21 protein-coding genes, 1 pseudogene and 1 riboswitch are annotated in these 23,381 nt (G+C 74.4%); of the genes and pseudogenes, 6 read left to right on the forward strand and 16 right to left on the reverse strand.

Features of this window, described 5'->3' with window-relative positions; genetic code table 11:
• Window positions 1-76: 76 nt before the first annotated feature.
• The 8 genes from gatB to RM844_RS24390 form a co-directional block, all read right to left on the reverse strand.
• Entirely contained in the window at window positions 77-1,585 is a 1,509-nt protein-coding gene (gatB, locus tag RM844_RS24355) for an Asp-tRNA(Asn)/Glu-tRNA(Gln) amidotransferase subunit GatB (protein WP_311669497.1), read from the reverse strand.
• 39 nt (window positions 1,586-1,624) lie between these two features.
• On the reverse strand, window positions 1,625-1,852 hold the full coding sequence (locus RM844_RS24360; RefSeq protein WP_311669498.1) for a hypothetical protein: 228 nt from the start codon (window positions 1,850-1,852) through the stop codon (window positions 1,625-1,627).
• The gene (gene gatA, locus RM844_RS24365) at window positions 1,849-3,342 is read right to left on the reverse strand and encodes an Asp-tRNA(Asn)/Glu-tRNA(Gln) amidotransferase subunit GatA (RefSeq protein ID WP_311669499.1); all 1,494 of its coding nucleotides are present in this window, start codon (window positions 3,340-3,342) and stop codon (window positions 1,849-1,851) included. Before gatA ends, RM844_RS24360 begins: the two co-directional genes overlap by 4 nt.
• Before the next feature lie 5 nt (window positions 3,343-3,347).
• Entirely contained in the window at window positions 3,348-3,644 is a 297-nt protein-coding gene (gene gatC / locus RM844_RS24370; RefSeq protein ID WP_311669500.1) for an Asp-tRNA(Asn)/Glu-tRNA(Gln) amidotransferase subunit GatC, read from the reverse strand.
• A 244-nt stretch (window positions 3,645-3,888) separates the two neighbouring features.
• The gene (locus RM844_RS24375) at window positions 3,889-6,012 is read right to left on the reverse strand and encodes a putative bifunctional diguanylate cyclase/phosphodiesterase (RefSeq protein ID WP_311669501.1); all 2,124 of its coding nucleotides are present in this window, start codon (window positions 6,010-6,012) and stop codon (window positions 3,889-3,891) included.
• 451 nt (window positions 6,013-6,463) lie between these two features.
• Window positions 6,464-8,794 carry an NAD-dependent DNA ligase LigA gene (gene ligA, locus RM844_RS24380; RefSeq protein ID WP_311669502.1) on the reverse strand — a complete coding sequence of 777 codons (2,331 nt, stop codon included), beginning with the start codon at window positions 8,792-8,794 and terminating at the stop codon, window positions 6,464-6,466.
• 14 nt (window positions 8,795-8,808) lie between these two features.
• A complete protein-coding gene (locus RM844_RS24385) occupies window positions 8,809-9,834 on the reverse strand; it encodes a methionine synthase (protein WP_311669503.1) in 1,026 nt (341 codons plus the stop codon).
• A gap of 26 nt (window positions 9,835-9,860) precedes the next feature.
• Window positions 9,861-10,550 carry an SDR family oxidoreductase gene (locus tag RM844_RS24390; protein ID WP_311669504.1) on the reverse strand — a complete coding sequence of 230 codons (690 nt, stop codon included), beginning with the start codon at window positions 10,548-10,550 and terminating at the stop codon, window positions 9,861-9,863.
• 42 nt (window positions 10,551-10,592) lie between these two features.
• On the opposite strand from RM844_RS24390, the gene RM844_RS24395 reads away from it, so the two are divergent.
• Window positions 10,593-11,393: a carbon-nitrogen hydrolase family protein gene (locus tag RM844_RS24395; protein ID WP_311669505.1), complete on the forward strand. Its 801-nt coding sequence runs from the start codon at window positions 10,593-10,595 to the stop codon at window positions 11,391-11,393.
• A gap of 40 nt (window positions 11,394-11,433) precedes the next feature.
• On the opposite strand, the gene mnmA is transcribed toward RM844_RS24395, so the two are convergent.
• Window positions 11,434-12,621, reverse strand: a complete 1,188-nt coding sequence (gene mnmA / locus RM844_RS24400) for a tRNA 2-thiouridine(34) synthase MnmA (RefSeq protein WP_311669506.1) — start codon at window positions 12,619-12,621, stop codon at window positions 11,434-11,436.
• A gap of 36 nt (window positions 12,622-12,657) precedes the next feature.
• Entirely contained in the window at window positions 12,658-13,827 is a 1,170-nt protein-coding gene (locus RM844_RS24405) for a cysteine desulfurase family protein (protein WP_311669507.1), read from the reverse strand.
• An 88-nt stretch (window positions 13,828-13,915) separates the two neighbouring features.
• Here RM844_RS24405 and RM844_RS24410 point away from each other — a divergent pair, with 88 nt between their 5' ends.
• Window positions 13,916-14,590, forward strand: a complete 675-nt coding sequence (locus RM844_RS24410) for an N-acetylmuramoyl-L-alanine amidase (RefSeq protein WP_311669508.1) — start codon at window positions 13,916-13,918, stop codon at window positions 14,588-14,590.
• A 70-nt stretch (window positions 14,591-14,660) separates the two neighbouring features.
• On the opposite strand, the gene RM844_RS24415 is transcribed toward RM844_RS24410, so the two are convergent.
• On the reverse strand, window positions 14,661-14,837 hold the full coding sequence (locus RM844_RS24415; RefSeq protein ID WP_311669509.1) for a hypothetical protein: 177 nt from the start codon (window positions 14,835-14,837) through the stop codon (window positions 14,661-14,663).
• Between the two features lie 58 nt (window positions 14,838-14,895).
• A complete protein-coding gene (locus tag RM844_RS24420) occupies window positions 14,896-15,987 on the reverse strand; it encodes a peptidoglycan recognition protein family protein (RefSeq protein WP_311669510.1) in 1,092 nt (363 codons plus the stop codon).
• 249 nt (window positions 15,988-16,236) lie between these two features.
• On the opposite strand from RM844_RS24420, the gene RM844_RS24425 reads away from it, so the two are divergent.
• On the forward strand, window positions 16,237-17,178 hold the full coding sequence (locus tag RM844_RS24425) for an endonuclease/exonuclease/phosphatase family protein (protein WP_311669511.1): 942 nt from the start codon (window positions 16,237-16,239) through the stop codon (window positions 17,176-17,178).
• Window positions 17,179-17,358: 180 nt separating this feature from the next.
• Here the strand turns inward: RM844_RS24425 and RM844_RS24430 are convergent, their stop codons facing one another.
• The 3 genes from RM844_RS24430 to RM844_RS24440 all read right to left on the reverse strand — a co-directional run bounded on the left by RM844_RS24430 (window position 17,359) and on the right by RM844_RS24440 (window position 19,604).
• Window positions 17,359-17,832, reverse strand: coding sequence for a Dps family protein (locus RM844_RS24430; protein ID WP_311669512.1), 474 nt, complete (start codon window positions 17,830-17,832; stop codon window positions 17,359-17,361).
• Between the two features lie 125 nt (window positions 17,833-17,957).
• Entirely contained in the window at window positions 17,958-18,728 is a 771-nt protein-coding gene (locus tag RM844_RS24435; RefSeq protein ID WP_311669513.1) for an enhanced serine sensitivity protein SseB C-terminal domain-containing protein, read from the reverse strand.
• Between the two features lie 108 nt (window positions 18,729-18,836).
• Complete coding sequence (locus RM844_RS24440) at window positions 18,837-19,604, reverse strand: enhanced serine sensitivity protein SseB C-terminal domain-containing protein (RefSeq protein ID WP_311669514.1); 768 nt, start codon at window positions 19,602-19,604, stop codon at window positions 18,837-18,839.
• A 200-nt stretch (window positions 19,605-19,804) separates the two neighbouring features.
• Window positions 19,805-19,899: riboswitch (glycine riboswitch) on the forward strand.
• A 158-nt stretch (window positions 19,900-20,057) separates the two neighbouring features.
• Between RM844_RS24440 and gcvT the strand changes: the two genes are divergently transcribed.
• The 3 genes from gcvT to RM844_RS24455 all read left to right on the forward strand — a co-directional run bounded on the left by gcvT (window position 20,058) and on the right by RM844_RS24455 (window position 23,041).
• On the forward strand, window positions 20,058-21,176 hold the full coding sequence (gene gcvT / locus RM844_RS24445; RefSeq protein WP_311669515.1) for a glycine cleavage system aminomethyltransferase GcvT: 1,119 nt from the start codon (window positions 20,058-20,060) through the stop codon (window positions 21,174-21,176).
• A gap of 88 nt (window positions 21,177-21,264) precedes the next feature.
• A complete protein-coding gene (gene gcvH / locus RM844_RS24450; protein ID WP_311669516.1) occupies window positions 21,265-21,651 on the forward strand; it encodes a glycine cleavage system protein GcvH in 387 nt (128 codons plus the stop codon).
• 7 nt (window positions 21,652-21,658) lie between these two features.
• Window positions 21,659-23,041, forward strand: a complete 1,383-nt coding sequence (locus tag RM844_RS24455; RefSeq protein ID WP_311669517.1) for an L-serine ammonia-lyase — start codon at window positions 21,659-21,661, stop codon at window positions 23,039-23,041.
• A 247-nt stretch (window positions 23,042-23,288) separates the two neighbouring features.
• Here RM844_RS24455 and RM844_RS24460 read toward each other — a convergent pair.
• A pseudogene (locus tag RM844_RS24460) lies at window positions 23,289-23,381 on the reverse strand (transposase); the annotation flags it as partial.

The following is a 23,381-nucleotide window of genomic DNA, read 5'->3' on the forward strand; positions in this document are numbered from 1 at the left end:
CCTTAGCTCAGGCGGTGGGGGCCTTAGCCAGGGCGGCGGGCCGCCCTAGGCACCCTGGAGGAACCGATCCCGCGCGTTACTCGGCGACGCCGAGCCGCTCCAGGATCAGCTGCCGGGCCCGGGCCGCGTCGGCCTGGCCCCTGGTCGCCTTCATCACGGCGCCGACCAGGGCCCCGGCGGCCGCCACCTTGCCGGCCCTGATCTTGTCGGCGACGCCGGCGTTGGCCGCGATGGCCTCGTCGACCGCCTGCCCCAGCGCACCGTCGTCGGAGACGATCCGCAGGCCGCGCCGCTCGACCACGGCGTCCGGCTCGCCCTCGCCGGCGAGCACGCCCTCGATGGTCTGCCGGGCCAGCTTGTCGTTGAGCGCGCCCTCGGCGACCAACGCGGCGACCCGCGCCACCTGCGCCGGGGTGATGGCCAGCGCCGACAGCTCGACGCCCTGCTCGTTGGCCCGCCTGGCCAGCTCGCCCAGCCACCACTTGCGCGCCGCGGCCGACTCGGCGCCGGCCTCGACGGTGGCCACGATCAGCTCGACGGCGCCCGCGTTGAGCGCCGACTGCATCTCGTGCGCGGAGATGCCCCACTCCGCACGGAGCCGGTTGCGCCGGTCCAGCGGCAGCTCGGGCAGCCCGGCCCGCAGCTCCTCGACCCACGCGCGGTCCGGGGCCACCGGGACCAGGTCGGGCTCGGGGAAGTAGCGGTAGTCCTCCGCCTCCTCCTTGACCCGCCCCGAGGTGGTGGAGCCGTCCTCCTCGTGGAAGTGCCGGGTCTCCTGCACCACCGAATCGCCGGCGTTCAGCACGGCGGCGTGCCGCTGCGCCTCGAACCGGACGGCCCGCTCCACGCTGCGCAGCGAGTTGACGTTCTTGGTCTCGCTCCGGGTGCCGTAGGCCTCCCGGCCGTGCGGGCGGAGCGAGAGGTTGACGTCGCAGCGCAGCTGGCCCATCTCCATCCGGGCCTCGGAGACGCCCAGCGACCTGATCAGCTCGCGCAGCTCGGCGACGTAGGCCCGGGCCACCTCGGGGGCCCGGGCGCCGGCGCCCTCGATCGGCTTGGTGACGATCTCGATCAGCGGGATGCCGGCGCGGTTGTAGTCGAGCAGCGAGTGCGAGGCGCCGTGGATCCGGCCGGTCGCGCCGCCGACGTGGGTGGACTTGCCGGTGTCCTCCTCCATGTGGGCGCGCTCGATGCCCACCCGGAAGACCTCGCCGTCCTCCAGCTGCACGTCCAGGTAGCCGTTGAAGGCGATGGGCTCGTCGTACTGGGAGGTCTGGAAGTTCTTCGGCATGTCCGGATAGAAGTAGTTCTTCCGGGCGAAGCGGCACCACTCGGCGATCTCGCAGTGCAGCGCGAGGCCGATCCGGATGGCGGACTCGACGCCGACGGCGTTGACCACCGGCAGCGCCCCGGGCAGGCCGAGGCAGGTGGGGCAGGTCTGCGCGTTCGGGTCGGCGCCGAGGGTGGTGGCGCAGCCGCAGAACATCTTGGTCTTGGTGCCCAGCTCGACATGGACCTCCAGGCCCATGACGGGGTCGTAGGACGCCAACGCGTCCTCGTACGACACCAGTTCGGTGACGGTCACGGGGTGTACCTCTCGGATGTTCGGGGACGCTGGGGCGCGTCAGTCACTGAGGACGTCGTCCCCGTCACGCTGCATGCGCCGCAGCTCGCGGGTGAGCAGCGCGATGGTGGTGACGATGGCGGCGGCGGACACGGCGGCGTCCACCAGGCGCAGCGTGTCCTGCTCCTCGCGGGCCTCGCGCACCTGCTTGACGACGCCGAACGCGCCGATCAGCGAGCCGCCGATGGAGAAGTAGGTGGAGATCTTGGACTTCGGCTTCTTGCTCACAGCGCCGGTGCCTCCTCAAGAATCGGGTGGCCCCAGCGTGCCTCGAAGGCGGCCTCGACCGCCGCTCCGACGCGGTAGAGCCGGTCGTCCGCCATCGCCGGGGCGATGATCTGGAGGCCGACCGGGAGGCCGTCCTCGGGGGCCAGGCCGCAGGGCAGCGACATGGCGGCGTTGCCCGCGAGGTTGACCGGGATGGTGCACAGGTCGGCGCGGTACATCGCGATCGGGTCGTCGGTGCGCTCGCCGAGCGGGAACGCGGTGGTCGGCGTGGTCGGCGAGATCAGCACGTGCACGTCGGCGAAAGCTCGCTCGAAGTCGCGGCTGACCAGCGTCCGCACCTTCTGGGCACTGCCGTAGTAGGCGTCGTAGTACCCGGAGGAGAGGGCGTAGGTGCCCAGCATCACGCGGCGCTTGACCTCGGGGCCGAAGCCGGCCGCGCGGGTGAGGGAGGTGACCTCCTCGGCCGAGCGGCCGCCGTCGTCGCCGACCCGCAGCCCGTAGCGCATGGCGTCGAACCTGGCCAGGTTGGACGAGCACTCGGAGGGCGCGATCAGGTAGTAGGCGGCCAGCGCCAGCTCGAAGGACGGGCAGGACACCTCGACGATCTCGGCGCCCAGCTCGCGCAGCACCTCGACCGACTCGTCGAACCGCTGGAGGACACCGGCCTGGTAGCCCTCGCCGCGGAACTCCCGGACCACGCCGATCCGCAGCCCGGCGACCGAGCCGTTCCTGGCGGCCTCGACCACACCGGGGACCGGGGCGTCGATGGAGGTGGAGTCCAGCGGGTCGTGGCCGGCGATCACCTCGTGCAGCAGGGCCGCGTCCAGCACCGTGCGGGCGCAGGGCCCGCCCTGGTCGAGGGAGGAGGAGAAGGCCACCATGCCGTAGCGGGAGACGCCGCCGTAGGTCGGCTTGACGCCGACCGTGCCGGTGACGGCGGCCGGCTGGCGGATCGAGCCGCCGGTGTCCGTGCCGATGGCCAGCGGGGCCTGGAACGAGGCCAGCGAGGCGGCCGAGCCGCCGCCGGAGCCGCCGGGGATCCGAGTGAGGTCCCAGGGGTTGCCGGTGGGGCCGAAGGCGCTGTTCTCGGTGGAGGAGCCCATGGCGAACTCGTCCATGTTGGTCTTGCCGAGGATCACCACACCGGCGTCCTTCAGCCGCCTGGTCACCGTGGCGTCGTAGGGCGGGATCCAGCCTTCGAGGATCCTGGAGCCGACCGTGGTCGGCACGCCCTCGGTGGTGAAGATGTCCTTCAGCGCGAGCGGGACGCCGGCCAGCGGGCCGAGCCGCTCGCCCGCGGCGCGCCGCTTGTCCACCGCCGCGGCCTGGGCCAGGGCGCCCTCACGGTCCACGTGGAGGTAGGCGTGCACCTTCTCGTCCACGGCCTCGGTCCTGGCCAGGTGGGCCTCGGTGACCTCGACGGAGCTGACCGAGCCGTCGGCGACGGCGGCGGCGATCTCGGCGGCGGTGAGCCGGGTCAGGTCTGCCATCTCGCTCACTCCTCCCCCAGGATCTGGGGCACCTTGAACCGCTGCTGCTCCTGTGCGGGGGCCCCGGCGAGGGCCTGCTCGGGGGTGAGCCCCGGGCGTACCTCGTCGGGACGCATCACATTGGTGAGCGGCAGCGGGTGGGAGGTCGGCGGGACGTCCTGGGCGGCGACTTCGGAGACGCGGGCGACCGCGCCGATGATGTCGTCGAGCTGACCGGCGAAGTGCGCTAGCTCCTCGGCCGATAGCTCCAGACGCGCCAGCCGGGCGAGGTGGGCGACCTCCTCGCGCGTGATGCCGGGCATGTGGCGATCCTCTTGCTCGTCGCGGGCTGTTCGATGGCGACGGGGCCGGCGGGTCCGATGCGCTGACGGTTGCTGCCCGGGCGCCGGGTGGCGCCGGCCGCCGCGTGCTGGACAGGCGGTCCCGTGTCCGCCCAATCCTAGGACGCGGCACCGACTGCCCGCGCCCGGCCGCCGCCCCGCGCGGCCGGCGGGCCGGCGGGCCGGCTCCCGGGCGACGCGTCGCGACGGGGCGGGCGGCGGCCGGTCAGCGGAGGGAGGCGCGCCGGCCGGGCCCCTCGGCGGCGGCCGGGCGGGCCGGTGGCGGCCCGACCGGGCGGCCGTCGGGCGGCACCGAGTCCCTGGCCCGCAGCCAGGCGGTGGCCTCGGCGACCGGCATCGCGGCGGCCACCAGCCAGCCCTGCACGGCGTCGCAGCCGAGGTCGCGCAGCCGCTCCCAGGTCTCGTCGTCCTCCACGCCCTCGGCGACCACCAGCAGGCCCAGCGAGTGCGCCAGATCCACCGTGCAGCGGACGATCTCGGCGTCCTGCGCGTCGACCGTGAGCCGGGCGACGAAGGAACGGTCGATCTTCAGCTCGCTGACCGGGAGGCGGCGCAGGTGGACCAGCGAGGAGTAGCCCGTCCCGAAGTCGTCCAGGGACATCCGCACGCCGTGCCCGACCAGCGCGGCCAACGTGTCGGCGGCGCGCCGGGGGTCGGCCAGCATCGCGTGCTCGGTGATCTCCAGCTGGAGCGCGGCGGGCGGGACCTGGTGCCGGGCGAGCCGGGCGGCGACGGCGCCGGCGAAGCCGGGCGCGTGCACGTCGCGCGGCGAGACGTTGACGGCGACGGGGACGGCGAGCCCGGCGGCGTGCCAGCTGGCGACCTGGCGCAGCGCGGACTCCAGGACGTACTCGGTGAGCCGCGGCATCAGCCCGGAGGCCTCGGCGATGGCGATGAACTCGTCGGGCGGGATGCGGCCGCGCTCCGGGTGCTGCCAGCGGATGAGCGCCTCCAGGCCGGCGACGGCGCCGTCGAAGCGCACCTTGGGCTGGTAGTGCAGCTCCAGCTGGCCGGCGTCCAGGGCCCGGCGCAGGTCGCTCAGCAGGGCCAGCCGGTCGGGGGTGTTGCGGTCCCTGCTGGCCTCGTACACCTCGACGCCCGTGCGGTCCCGCTTGGCCAGGTACATGGCGACGTCGGCGCGGCGCAGCAGGCCCTCGGCCTCGGTGGCGTGCTGCGGGTGCACCGCGACGCCGGCGCTCGCCTCCACCATCAGGCTGAGTCCTTCCAGCTGGAGCGGGGCGTCCAGGGCGCCGATCACCGAGCGGGCGGTGCGCTGGGCGGCGGTGGCCGAGCCGGCGTCCGGCAGCAGCACGGCGAACTCGTCGCCGCCCAGGCGCACCAGCTGCGCGCCCGCGGGCAGCCGGGTACGCACCCGGTCGGCGATCCGCAACAGCAGCCGGTCGCCGGTCAGATGACCGAGCGTGTCGTTGATCGCCCGGAAACTGTCCAGGTCGATCAGGATCAGCCCGACCCGGCGCTGCTCGTCCGTCGGCTCGGCCAGCAGCTCGGTGGTGCGGGCCAGCAGCCACTGCCGGTTGGGGAGCCCGGTCAACGGGTCGAGCAGCTGGTCGGCGGCGCGGGCGTTGGCCATCCAGAGGGTCGACTCAAGGGCGAGCAGCGGCACAGCGAAGAGCGGCAGCAGGGCCGGGGCGGTGTCGGCGACCACCGCGACCAGCGGCGCGGTGGTGAGCAGCGCCAGCGCCACGCCGAGCTGGCGCGGCCAGAGCGTCGGGGACGGGGGCGCGGCGGCCGGCTGCTCGCCGGTCGGCGGCCGGTCGGTCAGCCGGCGCAGGCCGTGGGCGGTGCCGAGGTAGGCGGCCGCCGCCAGTGCCAGCTGGAACGGCATGCCGGGGCCCCAGTCGGTGGGCGCCCAGGGCCGGTCGACGGTGGGCGTGCTCCCGCAGACGGCCAGCGCCCCGGCGGCCGCGCCCGAGGCCAGCACGGCGATCGCGCCGTCCCCCAGGATGCGGGCGCGGTGGTCCCGGCGGACGGCGGCGACCAGGGCGGGCAGCACGAGGGTGATCAGCAGCGCCGGCAGCCAGCCGTACCCGAGCAGCGCGGCGAGCGCCAGCACCGGGCCGGCGCAGCTGTCCCGGCCGCGCCGGTCCAGGCCGGTGACGACCAACTGGGCGGCGACCAGCAGGGTCAGCACCAGGAAGCCGTAGCCGACGTGGTCACCGGGGAACAGCGCCTGGCCGGCGCCGAGGGCGCTGCCCACCGCGCCGGCGGTCAGCAGCCCGGCCGAGCCGAACACGGCGGAGCGGACCCAGCGGCGGGACCTGAGACGGTCACGCCGTGAGCTGACTGACCCCGGCGGGGTGGACGGCATGCGGGAACCTCTCGCGGCGGCTCGCCCCGCACGCCGGTCGAGCGAGCGGGTCCTGACCACCCTAGGCCGCCAACAGCCAGCTCTGGCACGGAACTTGACGGGTTACCGAAAGCCGTCCAACGTAGCCTAGTCCTCTGGTATATGCCATCGGGCCGAGGCCAGTGACCGCGACCGAGCCACGGGAAGCGTGCGGGGGCACCGCCCCCGGAACGCCACCGCGAAGGCGGGGGGGGCGGCGGCGCTCGCCCTCCTGACCGGGTCACACTCGGGCCACCCGGTGGCCGGGACCGGGTGCGCGGCGCCCCGGAGGGCCACCGCGCCGGACGCCCGCGTCGATCGGTTGTTCGCCCGGTGAGCGCGGCGTCCGGGCCGACCCGCCACCGCCGCGCGGCACTCCGCCCCGGTGTCCCTCCTCGGCGCCGGCCGACGAACGCGCCGCCGCTCCCTCGCCCTAGGAGGCGGCCTCCGCCGAGCCGCCGGCCTCCGCCGCACCCGTCTCCCCGGCCGGCGCCCGACGCGCCCCGTCGCCCTTCTCCCCGCCCGTCTCCCCAGCCGTCTCCCCAGCCGCCTCCTCGCTCTTCTCCTCAGCCGTCTCCTCGGCCGGCCGCACCGCCACCGCACGGGCGGCGTCCGGCCCCTCGGCGAGCAGCACGCCGAACCCGGCCTCGTCGAGGACGGGCACCTTCAGCTGCATCGCCTTGTCGAACTTCGAGCCAGGACTGTCTCCAACTACCACGAAATCCGTCTTCTTTGAGACAGATCCCGTCACCTTGGCGCCCTGGGTGCGCAGCGCGTCCTGCGCGCCGTCCCGGGTGTAGTCCTGGAGCGTGCCCGTGACCACGGCCGTGATCCCGGCCAGCGGACGCGGCGCCTCCTCCCGCTCCGCCGTCTCCGCCAGCCGCACCCCGGCCGCCCGCCAGCGCTCGACGATCTCCCGGTGCCAGTCCACCGCGAACCAGTCCTTGAGGGAGGCGGCGATCGTCGGACCCACCCCCTCCGTGCCGGCCAGCTCCTCCTCGCTGGCCTCGGCGATCCGGTCCAGCGAACGGAACTCCCGGGCCAGCGCCTCGGCCGCCACCGGCCCGACATGGCGGATGGAGAGCCCCGCGATGACCCGGGCCAGCGGCCGCTCCTTGGCCGCCTGGATCGACTCCAGCATCGCCAGCGCGTTCTTCTTCGGCTCGCCCTGCTGGTTGGCGAAGAAGGTGACCACCTTGGGCTCGCCCGTCTCCGGGTCCGTCTTGGGCAGCCCCGTGTCCTGGTCCAGCACGTAGGACCGGATGGGCAGCAACTCCTCCACCGTCAGTTCGAAGAGCCGCGCCTCGTCCCGCAGCGGCGGCTCGGCCGGCTCCAGCGGCTGGGTCAGCGCGGTGGCCGCGACATAGCCGAAGTGGTCGATGTCCAGGCAGCGGCGGCCGGCCAGGTAGAAGATCCGCTCCCGCAGCTGGGCCGGACAGGAACGGGAGTTGGGGCAGCGCAGATCGATGTCCCCCTCCTTCATGGGCATCAGCCCCGTGCCGCACTCCGGGCACTCCGCCGGCATCACGAACTCCCGCTCGCTGCCGTCCCGCAGGTCGGCGACCGGGCCCAGGATCTCCGGGATCACGTCGCCGGCCTTGCGCAGCGCCACCGTGTCCCCGATCAGCACCCCCTTGGCCTTGACCACCTGCTGGTTGTGCAGCGTGGCGAACTCCACCTCGGAGCCGGCCACCGTGACCGGCTCCACCACCGCGTACGGCGTGACCCGGCCCGTGCGGCCGACACCGACCCGGATGTCCACCAACCTGGTGTTGACCTCCTCCGGCGGGTACTTCCAGGCGATGGCCCAGCGTGGCGCTCGCGAGGTGTGGCCCAGCCGGCCCTGGAGCGGGATCTCGTCCAGCTTGACGACCACCCCGTCGATCTCGTGCTCCACCGCGTGCCGGTGCTCGCCGTAGTAGGCGATGAACTCCCGCACCCCGGCCAGCGACGTGACCACCTTGCTGGCCCGGGCCGTCGGCAGGCCCCACTCGGCGAGCAGCTCGTAGGCCTCGGAGAGCCGGCCGATGTCGAAGCCCTCCCGGGCGCCGACGCCGTGCACCACCATCTGCAGCGGGCGGCTCGCGGTGATCTTGGGGTCCTTCTGCCGGAGCGAGCCGGCCGCCGCGTTCCGTGGGTTGGCGAAGGGCTTCTCACCGGCGGCGACCAGCCGCTCGTTCAGCTCCTCGAAGCGCTCCATCGGGAAGAAGACCTCGCCCCTGATCTCCACCAGCTCGGGCACCCGCTCCCCCAGCAGGCGGTTGGGCACCTCGCTGATGGTCCGGACGTTGGGCGTGATGTCCTCCCCGGTGCGGCCGTCCCCCCGGGTGGCGGCGCGGGTCAACCGGCCGTGCTCGTAGGTGAGGTTGACCGCGAGGCCGTCGACCTTCAGCTCGCACAGGAAGTGGTGCGGGATGCCCGTCAGCTCCTCGGCGACCCGCTGCTCCCAGGCGGCCAGCTCCTCGTCGTCGAAGGCGTTGTCCAGGGAGAGCATCCGCTCCCGGTGCTCGACGGAGGTGAACTCCGTCTCGTAGGCGCCGGCCACCTGCTGGGTCGGCGAGTCCGGGGTGCGCAGCGCCGGATGCTCCTCCTCCAGCCGCTGCAGCTCCCGCAGCAGCGCGTCGAAGGCCGCGTCGCTGATCACCGGCGTCTTCACGTAGTAACGGAAGCGGTGCTCCTCCACCTGCTCGGCCAGCCGGGCATGCCGCTCGCGCGCCTCGGGAGGCACCGACGACTCGTCTTCCAGGGGGCGTTCGCCAGCCACAGTCCTGTCTCCCGTCACTCAGGGTTGTCCGCGAGGGATCTCGCCGCCCGGACGCAGTGGGCCAGCGCGGCGCGCGCGTACGTCGGCGACGCGCCCGCGAGCCCGCAGGCCGGGGTGACCACGACGGACTCGGCAAGAAGTCCGGGCGACAGCCCCAGCCTGCGCCAAAGCGACCTGACGGGAGTGACAGTACCGGCCGGGTCTGACAATTCACTTCGCGTCACCCCGACCCCGGGCACCACCCCGGCGAAGAGGGCGACGCCCCCCTCCACGGCCTCCCCGACCGCCTCGTCATCACGCTCGGTGACCAGCGACAGGTCGCAGGAGACCGCGCCGAAGCCGGCCCGCCGCAGCAGCCCGAACGGCACCCCCGGCGCGCAGCAGTGCGCCACCGTCGGCGCCTCGCCCGCCACCTCGACCAGGCCGCGCAGGGTCTCCTCGACCACCGCCCGGTCGACCGCCCGGTGGGTGCGGTAGCCGCTGGCCGTCCGCACCCGGCCGGCCAACACGGCGGGCAGCGACGGCTCGTCGAACTGGGTGACCACCGTCGCGCCCGGCACCCGGCGCCGCACCTCGGCCAGGTGCCAGCGCAGCCCCTCGGCCAACGACTGGGCCAGGTCCCGGCAGGCCCCCGGGTCGCCCAGCATCGCCTCGCCGTTCCGTCGTTCCAGCGCGGCCGCCAGTGTCCAGGGCCCGACCACGGCGACCTTGAGCACCCCCTCGTATCCCTGGGTGAACTCCTCGATCGCGTCCAGGTCCTCCCGCAGCCAGGCCCGGGCCCGCCGGGTGTCCCGGCCCGGGCGGTCGCCGATCCGCCAGCCGCTGGGCTCCACCCGGGCGTACAACTCGGCGAGCAGGCCGGCCGTGCGGCCCACCATGTCGGCGCCCGGGCCACGGGCCGGCAGCTCCGGCAGGAACAGCGGCGTCTCCAGCTCACCGGCGACCATCCGGGCCGCGTCCCTGGCGTCCTCGCCGGGCAGCGAGCCGACCCCGGTCGCCGCGGCCGGGCCCCAGGGGAACGTGTGCGTCTTCTCTGTCACTCCGGCAGGGTACGGAACCCGGGGGGTCAGCCGGCCGGGCGGACCTGCAGATCGGTGATCTCCGCGTCCCGCGGCAGATCCAGCGCGGCGAGCACCGTGGCGGCCACCGAGGCGGGCGTCATCCAGCGCTCCGGGTCGTACTCCCGGCCCTCCTGCTGGTGCACCTTGCGCTGCATGGGCGTCGCGGTGCGCCCCGGGTAGACCGTCGTCACCCGGACCCCGGCGGCCCGCTCCTCGCCGCGCAGCGCGTCGGCCAGCGCGCGCAGCCCGTGCTTGCTGGCGGCGTAGACGCTCCACTGGGGGTGCGCGGTGAGCCCGGCCCCCGAGTTGACGAAGACCACCTGCCCGCGGGCGGTGCGCAGTTGCGGCAGCAGCAGCCGGGTCAGCTCGGCGGGCGCCACCAGGTTGACGGCCAGCACCGACTGCCAGGTCCTGGGCGTCAGGTCGCCGACGTCCGCCAGCTCCACCACGCCGGCGCAGTGCACCAGCCCGTCGATCCGGTCCGGCGGCGCCTGGTGGCCCAGCGCCCAGGACAGGCGCTCGGGCTCGGCAAGGTCGCCCACCAGCGACCGCGCGCCGGGGAAACGCTCCCGCAGCTCCTTCGCGCGCCCCGCGTCGCGCGCCCAGAGCCACACCTCGTCCCCGCGCTCCAACAACCGCTCGGCCACGGCGGCGCCGATGCCCGACCCCGCCCCTGTGATCACGTGTGTCGCCATTGCACCATGGTCCCAAGAGCCCGCGACGGAAGGACACCGCCCATGCGGATCGCGCTGAGCCAGCTGGCCGCCGGGGTCTCCCCCGAGCAGAACCTGCGCACGGTCGTCGAGCAGACGGAACGGGCCGCGCGGCAGGGCGCCGAGCTGGTGGTCTTCCCCGAGGCGACGATGGCCAGGTTCGGCGTCCCGCTGGCGCCGCTGGCCGAGCCGCTGGACGGCCCGTGGGCGCGGGGCGTCCACGAGGTCGCCGCCCGCACCGGCGTGCTGGTGGTGGCCGGGATGTTCACCCCGCACGCGGACGGCCGGGTGCGCAACACGCTGCTGGTCACCGGCCCCGACGGGAGCACCCACTACGACAAGGTCCATCTCTTCGACGCCTTCGACTTCGCCGAGTCGGCCACCGTGGCGCCCGGCGAACGGCTGGTGACCGCCCCGCTGGGCGAACTGCCGCTGGGCTTCGCCACCTGCTACGACGTGCGGTTCCCGGAGCTGTTCCGGGCGCTGGCCGACCGGGGCGCGCGGGTGGTGGTGCTGGCCGCCTCGTGGGGCGCCGGGCCGGGGAAGCTGGCGCAGTGGGAGGTGCTGGTCCGGGCCAGGGCGCTGGACAGCGGGTGCTGGGTGCTGGCGGCCGGGCAGGCCGACCCGGCGACGGTGGGCGAGCCCCCGGCCACCGGCGCGCCGACCGGGATCGGCCACAGCATGGTCGTCTCGCCGCTGGGCGAGGTGGTCGCGCGGCTGGCCGGCGCGCCCGGGCTGCTGCTGGCCGACCTCGACCCGGCCGCCGTGGACGAGGCCAGGCGGACCGTGCCGACGCTCCGCAACCGCCGCCCCGAGCTGTACTGAACCGCCGGCCCACCGGCCCACCGGCCGCAGCGGCCAGCGGCTAGTTGGCCGCGCCGGTGGTGTGGCTGAGGGCGCTGGTGGTGCGGGCGATGGTGGCCGAGCCGACCACCCGGGTGCCGTCGTAGAGCACCACGGCCTGGCCGGGCGCCACCCCGCGGACCGGCGCGTCGAACGTCACCCGCACCTCGCCGTCCAGCACCTCGGCGGTGACCGGGGTCTCCGCGCCGTGCGCCCGCAGCTGCGCCGTGTAGCGGCCGGGGCCGGCGGGGGCCGTGCCGCCGCACCAACGGGGGCGGATCGCGGTCAGCTCGGCGATGTCGAGGGCCTCGGCCGGGCCGACCGTCACCGTGTTGTCGACCGGCGAGATGTCCAGCACGTAGCGCGGCTTGCCGTCCGCGGCCGGGTGGCCGATGCGCAGCCCGCGGCGCTGGCCGATGGTGAAGCCGTGCGCGCCCTGGTGGGTGCCGACCGGGGTGCCGTCCTGGTCGAGGATCTCGCCCTCGGCCGAGCCGAGGTGGCGGGCCAGGAAGCCCTGGGTGTCGCCGTCCGCGATGAAGCAGATGTCATGGCTGTCGGGCTTGCGGGCGACGGCCAGCCCGCGGCGCTCGGCCTCGGCCCGCACCTCGTCCTTGGTGGCCTCGCCCTCCCCCAGCGGGAACATCGCGTGCGCCAGCTGCCGCTCGTCCAACACGCCCAGCACGTAGCTCTGGTCCTTGCCGGGGTCGCTGGCCCGGTGCAGCTCACGGGTGCCGTCGGCGGCCAGCCGCACGCTGGCGTAGTGGCCCGTGCAGACCGCGTCGAAGCCCAGCGCCAGCGCCCGGTCCAGCAGGGCGGCGAACTTGATCTTCTCGTTGCAGCGCAGGCACGGGTTGGGGGTGCGGCCGGCCCGGTACTCGTCGATGAAGTCCTCGACGACCTCGGCCCGGAACCGCTCGGCCAGGTCCCACACGTAGAAGGGGATGCCGATCACGTCGGCCGCGCGGCGGGCGTCCCTGGAGTCCTCGACGGTGCAGCAGCCGCGGGCACCGGTGCGAAAGGACTGGGGGTTGGCGGAGAGCGCGAGATGGACGCCGGTCACCTCGTGCCCGGCCTCGGCGGCCCGGGCGGCGGCGACCGCCGAGTCCACCCCGCCGGACATCGCCGCCAGCACGCGCAGCCGGGGGCCCGTGCGGGGGCCGGTGGGGGCACCGGGAAAGTCTGCTGCGGAGGCACCGGGGAAGTCACTCATAACCCGTCCAGGGTACGGCCCCGGCCGGGCGGCCCGTCAGCTGAGGCCGGCCGCCCTGGCGCGGGCCACCGCCGGGCCGATGGCGCGGGCCACCGCCGCGACGTCGGCGGCCGTCGAGGTGTGCCCGAGGCTGAACCGCAGGGTGCCCCTGGCCAGCTCCGGATCGGCGCCGGTGGCCAGCAGCACGTGGCTGGGCTGGGCGACGCCCGCGGTGCAGGCCGAGCCGGTGGAGCACTCGATGCCCCGCGCGTCCAGCAGCAGCAGCAGCGCGTCCCCCTCGCAGCCGGGGAAGGCGAAGTGCGCGTTGCCCGGCAGCCGACCAGCCGGGTCCGGGTCCCCGCTGAGCAGCGCCTCGGGGACGGCCGCGCGCACCTCGGCGACCAGCAGGTCGCGCAGCGCGCCGATCTCCCTGGCGAACTCCGGCTGCCGGCCGACGGTAAGCCGGGCCGCGGTGGCGAACGCGGCGATGGCCGGCACGTCCAGGGTGCCGGAGCGCACCTCCCGCTCCTGACCGCCGCCGTGCAGCACCGGGACCGGGGTGATGTCCCGGGAGAGCAGCAGCGCGCCCACCCCGATCGGGCCGCCGATCTTGTGCCCGGAGACGGTGAGCGCGGTCAGCCCCGAGGCGCCGAAGTCGACCGGCAGCTGACCCACCGCCTGCACCGCGTCGGCGTGCAACGGCACCCCGAACTCGGCGGCCACCGCGCTCAGTTCGGCGATCGGCTGGACCGTGCCGATCTCGTTGTTGGCCCACATCACGGTGGCCAGGGCCACCTCGTCCGGGGCCCGCTCGATGGCGGCGCGCAGGCCGTCCGGGTGCACCCGGCCCAGCGGGTCCACCGGCAGCCACTCCACGGTGGCGCCCTCGTGGTCGGCGAGCCAGTGCACCACGTCCAGCACCGCGTGGTGCTCCACCGGGCTGGCCAGCAGGCGCGTCCGGCGCGGGTCGGCGGCGCGGCGGGCCCAGTAGACGCCCTTGACCGCGAGGTTGTCCGACTCGGTGCCGCCGGAGGTGAAGACCACCTCGCTGGGGCGGGCGCCCAGCGCGCTGGCCAGCTCCTCCCGGCCCTCCTCCACGGTGCGGCGCGCCCGGCGGCCCGCCGCGTGCAGCGCGGAGGCGTTGCCGGTGCGACCGAGGTGGGCGGCCAACACCGCCTGGGCCTCGGGCAGCATGGGCGTGGTCGCGGCATGGTCGAGATAGGGCATGGTGTCGCCGATTCTATGAGCCGGCCGCCGCCCGGGTGGCAGCGGAACCCCTCGCGGGTATCGGGCGTTCTTCCCCCCGGAGGCGACCATGGGTGAACACGCGGCGGACAAGTCGGAGCCGGACCGGCGGGCCGGCCTGCCCCGAAGAGCGCTGCTGGCCGGCGGCGCCGCCGGCGCGCTGGGGGTGGCCGGCTTCGCCGGTCGGGACCAGCTCAGCGCCTGGTGGTGGCGGTACTCGGGCTCGTCGGTGCCGCGGGAGGAGGGCGAGGTCGACCACCCGGGCGCCGAGTGGGTGCCGGCCTCCTCGGCCAACTACCGCCGGGCCAACCGCCCGCGGGACTACCGGATAGACCGGGTGGTGATCCACATGCCGGAGGCGACCTATCCGGTGACGCTCCAGGTCTTCCAGGACCCGGGGCACGGCGCCGCCACCCACTACGTGGTCCGCTCCGAGGACGGGCACGTGGCGCAGCTGGCCCGCGAGCTGGACGTCGCCTTCCACGCGGGGAACCAGAGCTTCAACGAGCGCAGCATCGGCATCGAGCACGAGGGCTGGCACGACCAGCCGGAGTACCTGACGGACGCGCTCTACGCCTCCTCCGCCCAGCTGGTGGCCGGGATCTGCGCGCGGCACGAGATACCGGTCGACCGGCAGCACATCGTGGGCCACAACGAGGTCCCCGACGTGGTGCGGCTCTGCCCGGGCCCGCACTGGGACTGGGACCGCTACCTCACGATGGTCACGGACGCCGGCGCCGCCTGACGCCCCCCACCACCACGACGACCGGCGCGGTACGGGCTCGCCGGGGCGGCGAAGCCCCGGCGAGCGGGCCCTAGTTGAGCGTGCCAAGGCGGGTCAGCTCCAGGGCGCAGCGGCGGGCGTCCGTCTCGCGTTCGAAGAGGGCGGCGCGGAGTTGCTGGGTGTCGGGGTCGGGGACATGGGCCAGATGGCCCTCGTCGGAGACCACGTACCAGCCGCGGGTCTCGCTGTGGCGTGCTTCGTAGCGCATGGTGACCACGGTAGTACCGACCGCTGACACCGGGGTCGCCCGCGGCCCCGGAATCCGGTCAGGTGCCCCAGTAGAGCGTCTCGGCGCGCACGTAGTCGATGGTGATCGGCTCGTCCCCGTGCTGGGCGACCTCGACCCGCAGCCGGCGCGAGCCGGAGAGGTGGCCGTTCCAGGCGTAGGTGAAGTGCGCGTCGCCGCCGTCGTGCACCGGGGAGTTGATGGGCATGCCGCCGGAGCGTTCCCAGCCGCCGCCCTCCTTCTCCGCGTAGTGCGCCACCCGGATCTGCAGCTCCTGCCCCCGGCTCAGGCCGGTGGCGCGGACCGCGACCGTGGTGGAGTAGTAGCAGGCGCCGAAGGCGATGGAGGGCTCGGCCTCCTTGGTCTCCCATGCCTTGCCGTTGTGCCGGCGGTCGAACCTGAGGGTGGTCCAGGAGCCCGGCTCAAGGGTCTGGGTGAAGTCGCCCGTGGTGCCGTACAGGGTCCGCTTGGGCACGTCGTCCTCCTCGTTGGGCGGGTTGGAGCCCCCGGGGCTCCAGTCGGCCGGATGCTTGAGTCGTTCGCTGACCCGCTTGCGGACGTCGCCCATGGTGATCCCCGGTCCGCGCGGGTCGACTTTCCCCGGCTGCCATTCCAGGTGGCCGATCACGGAGGTGTCGCCGGACTTCCCCCATCCGTGCGCGCGCAGGATCGCCGCCGAGGCGCGCACGATCGCCTCGACCTGTTCGGCGGGCCAGGGGTCCTTGTTGTCCCCGAGATTGACGCACTCGAATCCGTAGAACCGCGCGTTCCCGTCCGTGTCGGCCTCGTTGTCGGTCGGCAGCGGGCGCTCGTCGATCACCGCGTCGAGCACGTCGCCGTCGCCCGAACCCGCGTGGTTGGCGCGGCCGTTGCCGACGAGGTAGACCGTGCCGTCCTTGGCGATCACGCCGTGGCACAGCGGTCCGGGGAGATCGGATCGGCCCTTGTAGCAGAGGTCGACCGAGGACGAGGTCCCGGAGGTCACGGTGTGATGGATCATCACGCCGTGCACCGGCCCCCAGGCGCCCGCGCTGTTGCGATTGTGCGTTCGCCATTCCTTGTGTTCGACTATTTTCACTCCCTCGTCCTTCAGGGCCCGCACCAGTTTGTCGGCGGAGAGTGGCGTTGCCATACGGTGACCCCCCGGAATTCCTCGACTCTTCCCGAGGGTATTCCCGTCCTGTCCGGCCGCACGCCGGATGGTGAAGGAAAAGCCGGCCGTCGTCGGGGCTTTCAACGGGGTGCGCCGCTCGGGGCGCGCCGGGGAGCGGGTGCCCGGCGATGTTCGACGGATGTTCCCTCCGCCGTCGTCCGCGCTCCGGGGACACCACACGAACGAGTACGACAGTCCTTGCCCGAACCATCTCGGAGGAGGACTGTGATGACCGTGTCACGGAGAACGGTGTTGGGCGCCGCGGGTGCCACCGGCCTGGTGGCGGCCGGCGCCGCCCTGAACGCGCCGGGGGCGCTCGCGCAGGGGCCGGCCGCCGGCGAGCGTGGCCGGCCGCGCGCGCTGATCGGGCGGGCGCGCGGCGACCGGCTGCACGTGGTCGCGTTCAACATCCGGATGGACGCCGACGCGGCGCCCGGCACCCCGGACTCCTGGACGGACCGGCGCCCGGTGCTGGCGGACTTCCTGGCGGTCGAGCGGCCCACCGTGCTGGGGGTGCAGGAGGCGCTCTACCACCAGGTCAAGCAGGTGGACGCGGACCTGCCCAGGGAGTACGACTGGATCGGCCTGGGTCGGGAGGGCGGCGGCCGGGGCGAGTTCATGGCGATCTACTTTGACACCGATCGCCTGGAGCCGCTCGACTACGACCACTTCTGGCTCTCCGACACCCCGAACGTGATCGGTTCGGCGTCCTGGGGGAACAGTGTGGTCCGGATGGTGACCTGGGCGCGCTTCCGTGACCGGCGCACCGAGCGGGAGTTCATCCACGTCAACACCCACTTCGACCACCAGTCGGAGCACGCCAGGGTGCGCTCCGCCGCCCTGGTAAGGGACCGGATCGCGGACTTCGACCCGGCCCTGCCCGTCGTGCTGACCGGCGACTTCAACACCCCCGCCGAGTCCTCCGAGTCCTACCGGCTGCTGGTCACCGAGGGCGGCCTCACCGACACCTGGACGGCGGGCCGCCAGCTGACCCCGGCCTGGGGCACCTTCCCCGGCTACGGGGAGCCGGTGGCGGACGGCCCCCGGATCGACTGGGTGCTGGCCGGCGGCCCGGTCGAGGTGCGGGAGGTGGCGATCAACACCTTCCGGGTGCGGGGCCGTTACCCGTCCGACCACGCCCCGGTCCAGGCCCTCGTCCGGCTGGTCTGAACCGCCCGGGGTCCGGCCTGCCCCGGGGGTCCGGCCCGTACCTGGCCCGGCCGGCCGGTCCGACTCCCGAGCCGGGCCGCCGGCCGGCCGCGCCCGGCCCGCACGGCCGCGGCGGACGGCCACGCCCCCGCCGGGGGGACGCGGCCGTCCGCCGCGGCGGCGCCCGGTGCGAACGCCGGCTCAGCCGGCGTTCTCGGCCTGGAACATCCAGTGGTGCTTCTCCAGGTCCCTGGTGATCTGGATCAGCACGTCCTCGCTCACCGAGTCGACCGGGCCCACCTCGTCCAGCCGCTCCCTGGTCCGGACGATCACCGCGCCCAGCGCGTCGACCATGGTGCGGACGGCGTCCCCGTCCCGCAGCCAGCCGTCGGGCACCTTCGCGATGCCGCTCCCGGCCGCGACCGTGCCGGCCCGGCCGTCCGGCGGGACGCCCACCGCGGCCGAGCGCTCCGCGACCGTGTCGGAGTGGGCGCGGGCGGTGGCCACCACGTCGTCCAGTTGCAGGTGGATCGAGCGGAAGCGCGGCCCGACGACGTTCCAGTGCGTCTGCTTGGCGACCAGGGACAGGTCGACGAGGTCGACCAGGGCGCCCTGGAGCGCCTCGCCCACGATCTTGCGAGTGGTGTCCGGGAGCGTGCTCCTCACGGTGCTCATACGGCGGCTCTCCTCTCGGCGGCCACCCACCCGCCGTGCTGCGCACCGGGCGGGCGCCGCTGGCGCGACTTTCGCCCCGGGTACCCCGGTCGGCCGCCGGCTACCCGGGGTCGCGGCCGACTTTCTCAGTAGCCCCCGGGATAGCCGTAGCCCAGCCGGTCCGGATCGCCGGCGCGGCCCACGCCGGCGGCGTCCCGGTCGTAGAACGGGCGGGTGTTGGCGCGCAGCCACATGGCCACCGGGTCGTAGCCGTCGGCCATCGCGACGGTGCCCACCGTGAGGCCGTCCGGCACCTCGACGACCGCCTCCCGCATCATGGCGCGCACGGCGTCGGCGCCGTGCTCCGGTGGCCCGTCCACGTCCAGGCCGATGGCCAGGTAGGAGGAGCCCAGCGCGGGGCGCACCCAGGCACGCCACAGCGCGCGGAGCACCGGCGTGCGCTGGGCGAGTGCGACCAGGCGCGCGTAGAAGGTGTCCACGCCCACGCTGGGCTCACTGATCCGCAGCGGCCCGGCCGGCAGCCGGTCCAGGCCGCCGGCGATCCGCCGCAGGTCGAGCCAGGGCACGCCGAGGCCGCCGCCCGGCGCGTGCGGGTTGAGCCAGAGCCCCCAGTGGTCGGGGTAGAGGGCGGCGGCGATGTCGCGGCCCGGCAGCACCTCGTAGGCGCGGTTCCAGCCGCTGGCCGTCAGCTGCCCGGCCGAGGTCACACACGGCGCGTAGCCGTGGCCGGCCAGCTCTATCCCGCCGTAGTGGGCGTCCGGCTCACCGGGCGCGCCCTGCCACAGCAGCATCCAGACCTCGCTGTCGGCCAGCGCGCCCAACAGCTCCTCGTAGGTCTCCAGCCGATCCGCCGTCACCCGGGTGAGCAGCTCCTCGACAGCCTCTTCGGCACTCACCTGGGCCCGTCCTCCTCGCGCTCGGCACACCTCGGTCCGTCAACCGCCTCGCACCCACCCGCACAGCAGCTTGCGAGCCAGGTCGCCGGCTGACAAGGTGCCCCGTGCTCAGGCGGCACGCGAGTAGAACGGCGCCACACACTCCCGCAGCCAGTCCACCACCGGGTCCTGCGCGGCGTCCAACAGCACCAGCTGCACGGGCCACTTCACCGCGTGCCGGGCCAGCGCCCGCCCCAGGGCCGCGTTGACCGCCTCCCGGGTCTCGTCGTCCACCTGTTCCAACTCGACGCCGACGAAGAGTGCCGGCTCGGCGCCCTCCGCGCTGGCCAGGCCGCGGCGCGCGGTGCGCACCGGCCAGAGCGCGGCCAGCTCCGCGGCGGCCGTGGTCAGGAAGTCGACCGGGTCCTCCTGCCAGTCCGGCTGGAAGAGCCGCATCCGGGCGCCGCTCGGCACGCCGGGCGTGCGCTCCCCCGGGGTGCCGCGGCACAGCTCGCCGACGGCGCCGGGGGGCACCGGGATGCCGACCGTGCCGCCCGGGTTCACGGCTATGCCGACCTGGGGCGGCAGGCCGCGGGCGAACTCCCAGGCCGGCGCGACGGTGAACGGCAGGTGCGCCGCGCCGCCCAGCCGCAGCTGCTCGGCCGAGCTGAAGACCGGGACGTAGACGCCGCCGGCCAGGTCGATGGTGGGCAGGTCCAGGGTCTGGCTGTCCGGGCCGCCGCCCTCGGGCAGCGGCACCCAGACGGCGCTGCGGGAGAGCACCTTGAGCAGCTTGGGGGCCGCGTCGGGAACGCCGACCGAGGCGGCCAGCGCCTCCTCCAACTCGTTGCCCGGCCAGCCGCCGCCGAAGCCCGGCACCGCCCTGCGCTCACTCATCCGCGTTCCACTCCGTCCTGCCTGGTCTCGCCGCCCGGGCGTTCGTCTCCCGCCGGGGCCGTCCGCGCGGGCCGGCCGGCCCGTCCGGAGCCGTGCCCCGACGTGGCCGAGCGGCCCCAGCGAACCCTAGCGGTGATCGGCTGCCGCCCGGCCCGGCATCCGTGCGATGATGGCCGGGCCACAACCACATACCGGCCGTTTGACCGCGCGCGGGAGAGTCCCCGGCAGTTGTCCGGGGCGCCGAAGGAGCAAGTCCTCCCTTGAATCTCTCAGGCCCCGTTACCGCGCGCGGAAGGCAAGTCTGAAAAGCGGGTCGCCGGCTGGCGGCCCCACCCACGGTGCAAGCCGTCGCCCCCCTGGGCGCACGGCGAACCTCTCAGGTGCCGATGACAGAGGGGGAGGGCACGGTGCGCGGCCGCGCGCCGCCTGCCGCCCGACCCCTGGAGCGTCTCCATGTCCGACACCCCCCGTGTCACCGCGCTGGACGCGGTGCACCGCGCGCTCGGCGCCACCATGACCGACTTCGCCGGCTGGTCGATGCCGCTGCGCTACGGCAGCGAGCGCGCCGAGCACCAGGCGGTGCGGACCGGCGTCGGCCTCTTCGACCTGTCCCACATGGGCGAGATCACGGTGCGCGGCGCGGACGCGGCCGCGCTGCTGGACCACGCGCTCGTCGGCAGGCTCTCGGCGGTCCGCCCGGGGCGCGCCCGCTACACCATGATCTGCGCGGCCGACGGCGGCATCCTGGACGACCTGATCGTCTACCGGCTGGCCGACGACACCTTCCTGGTGGTGGCGAACGCGGCCAACGCGGAGCGGGTGCTGGCCGCGCTGCGGGAGCGCGGCGCCGGGTTCGCCGCCGAGGTGCGGGACGACCGGGACGCCTACGCGCTGCTCGCCGTGCAGGGCCCAGCCGCCGCCGGGGTGCTGGCCCGGCTCACCGACGCGGAGCTGTCGGGGCTGCGGTACTACGCGAGCCTGCCGGCGACGGTGGCCGGCCGGTCGGTGCTGATCGCCCGCACGGGGTACACCGGGGAGGACGGTTTCGAGCTGTTCTGCGCGCCGGCCGACGCGGAGCCGCTGTGGGCGGCGCTGGCCGAGGCGGGCGCCGGGGACGGGCTGGTGCCGTGCGGCCTGTCCTGCCGCGACACCCTGCGCCTGGAGGCGGGGATGCCGCTGTACGGGCACGAACTCACCGAGCGGACCACCCCGTTCGACGCCGGCCTCGGCCGGGTGGTGAAGTTCGACAAGCCGGGGGACTTCGTGGGGCGCGCGGCGCTGGAGCGCGCCGCCGAGCGCGCCGTGAGCGACCCGCCGCGGGTCCTGGTGGGCCTGGTGACCGACGAGCGCCGGGTGCCGCGCGCCGGCTACCCGGTGGTGGACGCCACCGGCGCGGTCATCGGCGAGGTCACCTCGGGCGCCCCCTCCCCCACCCTGGGCCGGCCCATCGCCATGGCCTACCTGGACGCCGCGCACGCCGAGCCGGGGACGGCGGGCGTGGCGGTGGACATCCGGGGCACCGCCGTGCCGCACTCGGTGGTGGCCCTGCCCTTCTACCGGCGGCAGGACTGAGCGCGCCGCGCGTCCCGCACGCCCCCTCCGTGGTCCGCGCGCCGCGTCGGACTCGTCAGCACCTCACCTTCCAGGAGAATCAGCAGCCATGAGCAACCCCGAGCACCTCCGTTACACCCGGGACCACGAGTGGCTCTCGAAGCCCGCCGACGGCGTGGCGACCGTGGGCATCACCGAGTACGCCGCCGGCAAGCTGGGCGACGTGGTGTACGCGCAGCTTCCCGAGGTCGGCACGCCGGTGACGGCCGGCGGCGCCTGCGGCGAGCTGGAGTCGACCAAGGCGATCAGCGACCTGTTCTCGCCGGTGGACGGCGAGGTCATCGAGGTCAACCAGGCCGTGGTGGACGACCCTGAGCTGGTGAACTCCGCCTCCTTCGAGGGTGGTTGGCTGTTCAAGGTGCGCGTCGACGACGCCGTCTGGGACTCCGCCGACCTGCTCTCGGCCGAGGAGTACACCGCGTTCTCCGAGGGGTGAGCCCGGCGTGGCGCTCTCCGCTTTCGACCTGTTCAGCGTCGGCATCGGCCCCTCCAGTTCGCACACCGTGGGGCCGATGCGCGCGGCGCTGATGTTCGCCCACGCGCTGAAGGACGCGGGGGCGTTGGCCGACACCGCCGCCGCACGGGTCGAGCTGTATGGCTCGCTGGGCGCCACGGGGCATGGTCACGGCTCGCCGAAGGCCGTGTTGCTGGGCCTTGAGGGCCACGCACCGGACACGGTGGACGTCGCCCGGGCCGAGGACGAGGTGGCCCGGGTCCGGGCCGACCGGCGGCTGCGGCTGCTGGCCACCGAGATAGGGCCGGCGCACGAGATCCCGTTCGACCCCGACCAGGACCTGGTGCTCTACCGGCGCCGTTCGCTGCCTGGGCACGCCAACGGGATGATCTTCCGGGCGCTGGACGCGGCGGGGCGGCCGGTGCTGGAGCGCACCTACTACTCGGTGGGCGGCGGCTTCGTGGTGGACGAGTCGGCCGAGGGGCCGGCCCGGATCGTGCCGGACGAGCGCCGGCTGCCGCACCCGTTCCGCACCGGCGCCGAACTGCTGGAGCTGACCCGGGCCACCGGCCTCTCGGTCTCGGCGCTGATGCTGCGCAACGAGACCTCCTGGCGTCCCGAGGAGCGGGTCAGGTCCGGTCTGCTGGACATCTGGGCCGTGATGCGGGAGTGCGTCGAGCGGGGCCTGACCGAGGAGGGCATCCTGCCCGGCGGCCTGAAGGTGCGCCGCCGGGCGGCGGCCTCGGCCCGCCGGCTGCGCGCCGAGACCGGCGGCGCGGCCAACGAGCTGGAGTGGGTCACGCTCTACGCGATGGCGGTCAACGAGGAGAACGCCGCCGGTGGGCGGGTGGTGACCGCGCCCACCAACGGCGCGGCCGGCATCATCCCGGCCGTGCTCCGCTACTACCTGGACTTCGTGCCCGGCGCGAACGCCGACGGCGTGGTCCGCTTCCTACTGGCGGCCAGCGCGGTGGGCATGCTCTTCAAGGAGAACGCCTCCATCTCGGGCGCCGAGGTCGGCTGCCAGGGCGAGGTCGGCTCGGCCTGCTCGATGGCCGCCGGCGGCCTGGCCGAGGTGCTGGGCGGCACACCGGAACAGGTGGAGAACGCGGCGGAGATCGGCATCGAACACAATCTGGGCCTCACCTGCGACCCGATCGGCGGCCTGGTGCAGATTCCGTGCATCGAGCGGAACGGGATGGCCGCCGTGAAGGCCATCACCGCGGCCCGGATGGCGCTCCGCGGCGACGGCCGCCACCACGTCTCCCTCGACAAGGCCATCGCCACCATGAAGCAGACCGGCGCCGACATGTCCGTCAAGTACAAGGAGACAGCCCGCGGCGGGCTCGCCGTCAACGTGGTGGAGTGCTGACTGCACTTCCTCTGTCCTGGAAGAATGACTCTTTCACTGCTGTCCAGCCCTTCCTGGCTTACACGGCGGAAAGTCCCTGAGAAGTCCCTCCGACAGGGCAGAAAGTCCCTGGAACCTCCCCGAGGGCCAGGTCGCTGACCAGCATGTACGCAAGGCCTCCAGCAGGAGCCTGCCTCCTCGAAGGCGGTCCCACGACCACAACGCGCCCCCGCCTACTGAGGTTGAACTCGTGATGTCGCATGGTTGCTCAGGTGGGCCGGATGGTCAGGCCGGTCTCGGCGAGGCAGCCGTCTATCAGGTCGCTGCGGTACTGGATGTGCCGTAGGCCACGTCGGATGCG

This window comes from Streptomyces chisholmiae, assembly GCF_031845445.1.
Taxonomy (GTDB): domain Bacteria; phylum Actinomycetota; class Actinomycetes; order Streptomycetales; family Streptomycetaceae; genus Streptomyces; species Streptomyces chisholmiae.

Bases quoted from the DNA above. Each gene is read 5' to 3' on its own strand.
- RM844_RS24440 (WP_311669514.1), bottom strand. From the start codon at position 19,604: ATGAGTGAGCGCAGGGCGGTGCCGGGCTTCGGCGGCGGCTGGCCGGGC.
- RM844_RS24395 (WP_311669505.1), top strand. From the start codon at position 10,593: ATGCGGATCGCGCTGAGCCAGCTGGCCGCCGGGGTCTCCCCCGAGCAG.
- RM844_RS24410 (WP_311669508.1), top strand. From the start codon at position 13,916: ATGGGTGAACACGCGGCGGACAAGTCGGAGCCGGACCGGCGGGCCGGC.
- gcvH (WP_311669516.1), top strand. From the start codon at position 21,265: ATGAGCAACCCCGAGCACCTCCGTTACACCCGGGACCACGAGTGGCTC.
- RM844_RS24415 (WP_311669509.1), bottom strand. From the start codon at position 14,837: ATGCGCTACGAAGCACGCCACAGCGAGACCCGCGGCTGGTACGTGGTC.
- gcvT (WP_311669515.1), top strand. From the start codon at position 20,058: ATGTCCGACACCCCCCGTGTCACCGCGCTGGACGCGGTGCACCGCGCG.
- RM844_RS24405 (WP_311669507.1), bottom strand. From the start codon at position 13,827: ATGCCCTATCTCGACCATGCCGCGACCACGCCCATGCTGCCCGAGGCC.
- RM844_RS24425 (WP_311669511.1), top strand. From the start codon at position 16,237: ATGACCGTGTCACGGAGAACGGTGTTGGGCGCCGCGGGTGCCACCGGC.
- RM844_RS24430 (WP_311669512.1), bottom strand. From the start codon at position 17,832: ATGAGCACCGTGAGGAGCACGCTCCCGGACACCACTCGCAAGATCGTG.
- gatA (WP_311669499.1), bottom strand. From the start codon at position 3,342: ATGGCAGACCTGACCCGGCTCACCGCCGCCGAGATCGCCGCCGCCGTC.
- RM844_RS24375 (WP_311669501.1), bottom strand. From the start codon at position 6,012: ATGCCGTCCACCCCGCCGGGGTCAGTCAGCTCACGGCGTGACCGTCTC.
- gatC (WP_311669500.1), bottom strand. From the start codon at position 3,644: ATGCCCGGCATCACGCGCGAGGAGGTCGCCCACCTCGCCCGGCTGGCG.
- RM844_RS24420 (WP_311669510.1), bottom strand. From the start codon at position 15,987: ATGGCAACGCCACTCTCCGCCGACAAACTGGTGCGGGCCCTGAAGGAC.
- RM844_RS24390 (WP_311669504.1), bottom strand. From the start codon at position 10,550: ATGGCGACACACGTGATCACAGGGGCGGGGTCGGGCATCGGCGCCGCC.
- mnmA (WP_311669506.1), bottom strand. From the start codon at position 12,621: ATGAGTGACTTCCCCGGTGCCTCCGCAGCAGACTTTCCCGGTGCCCCC.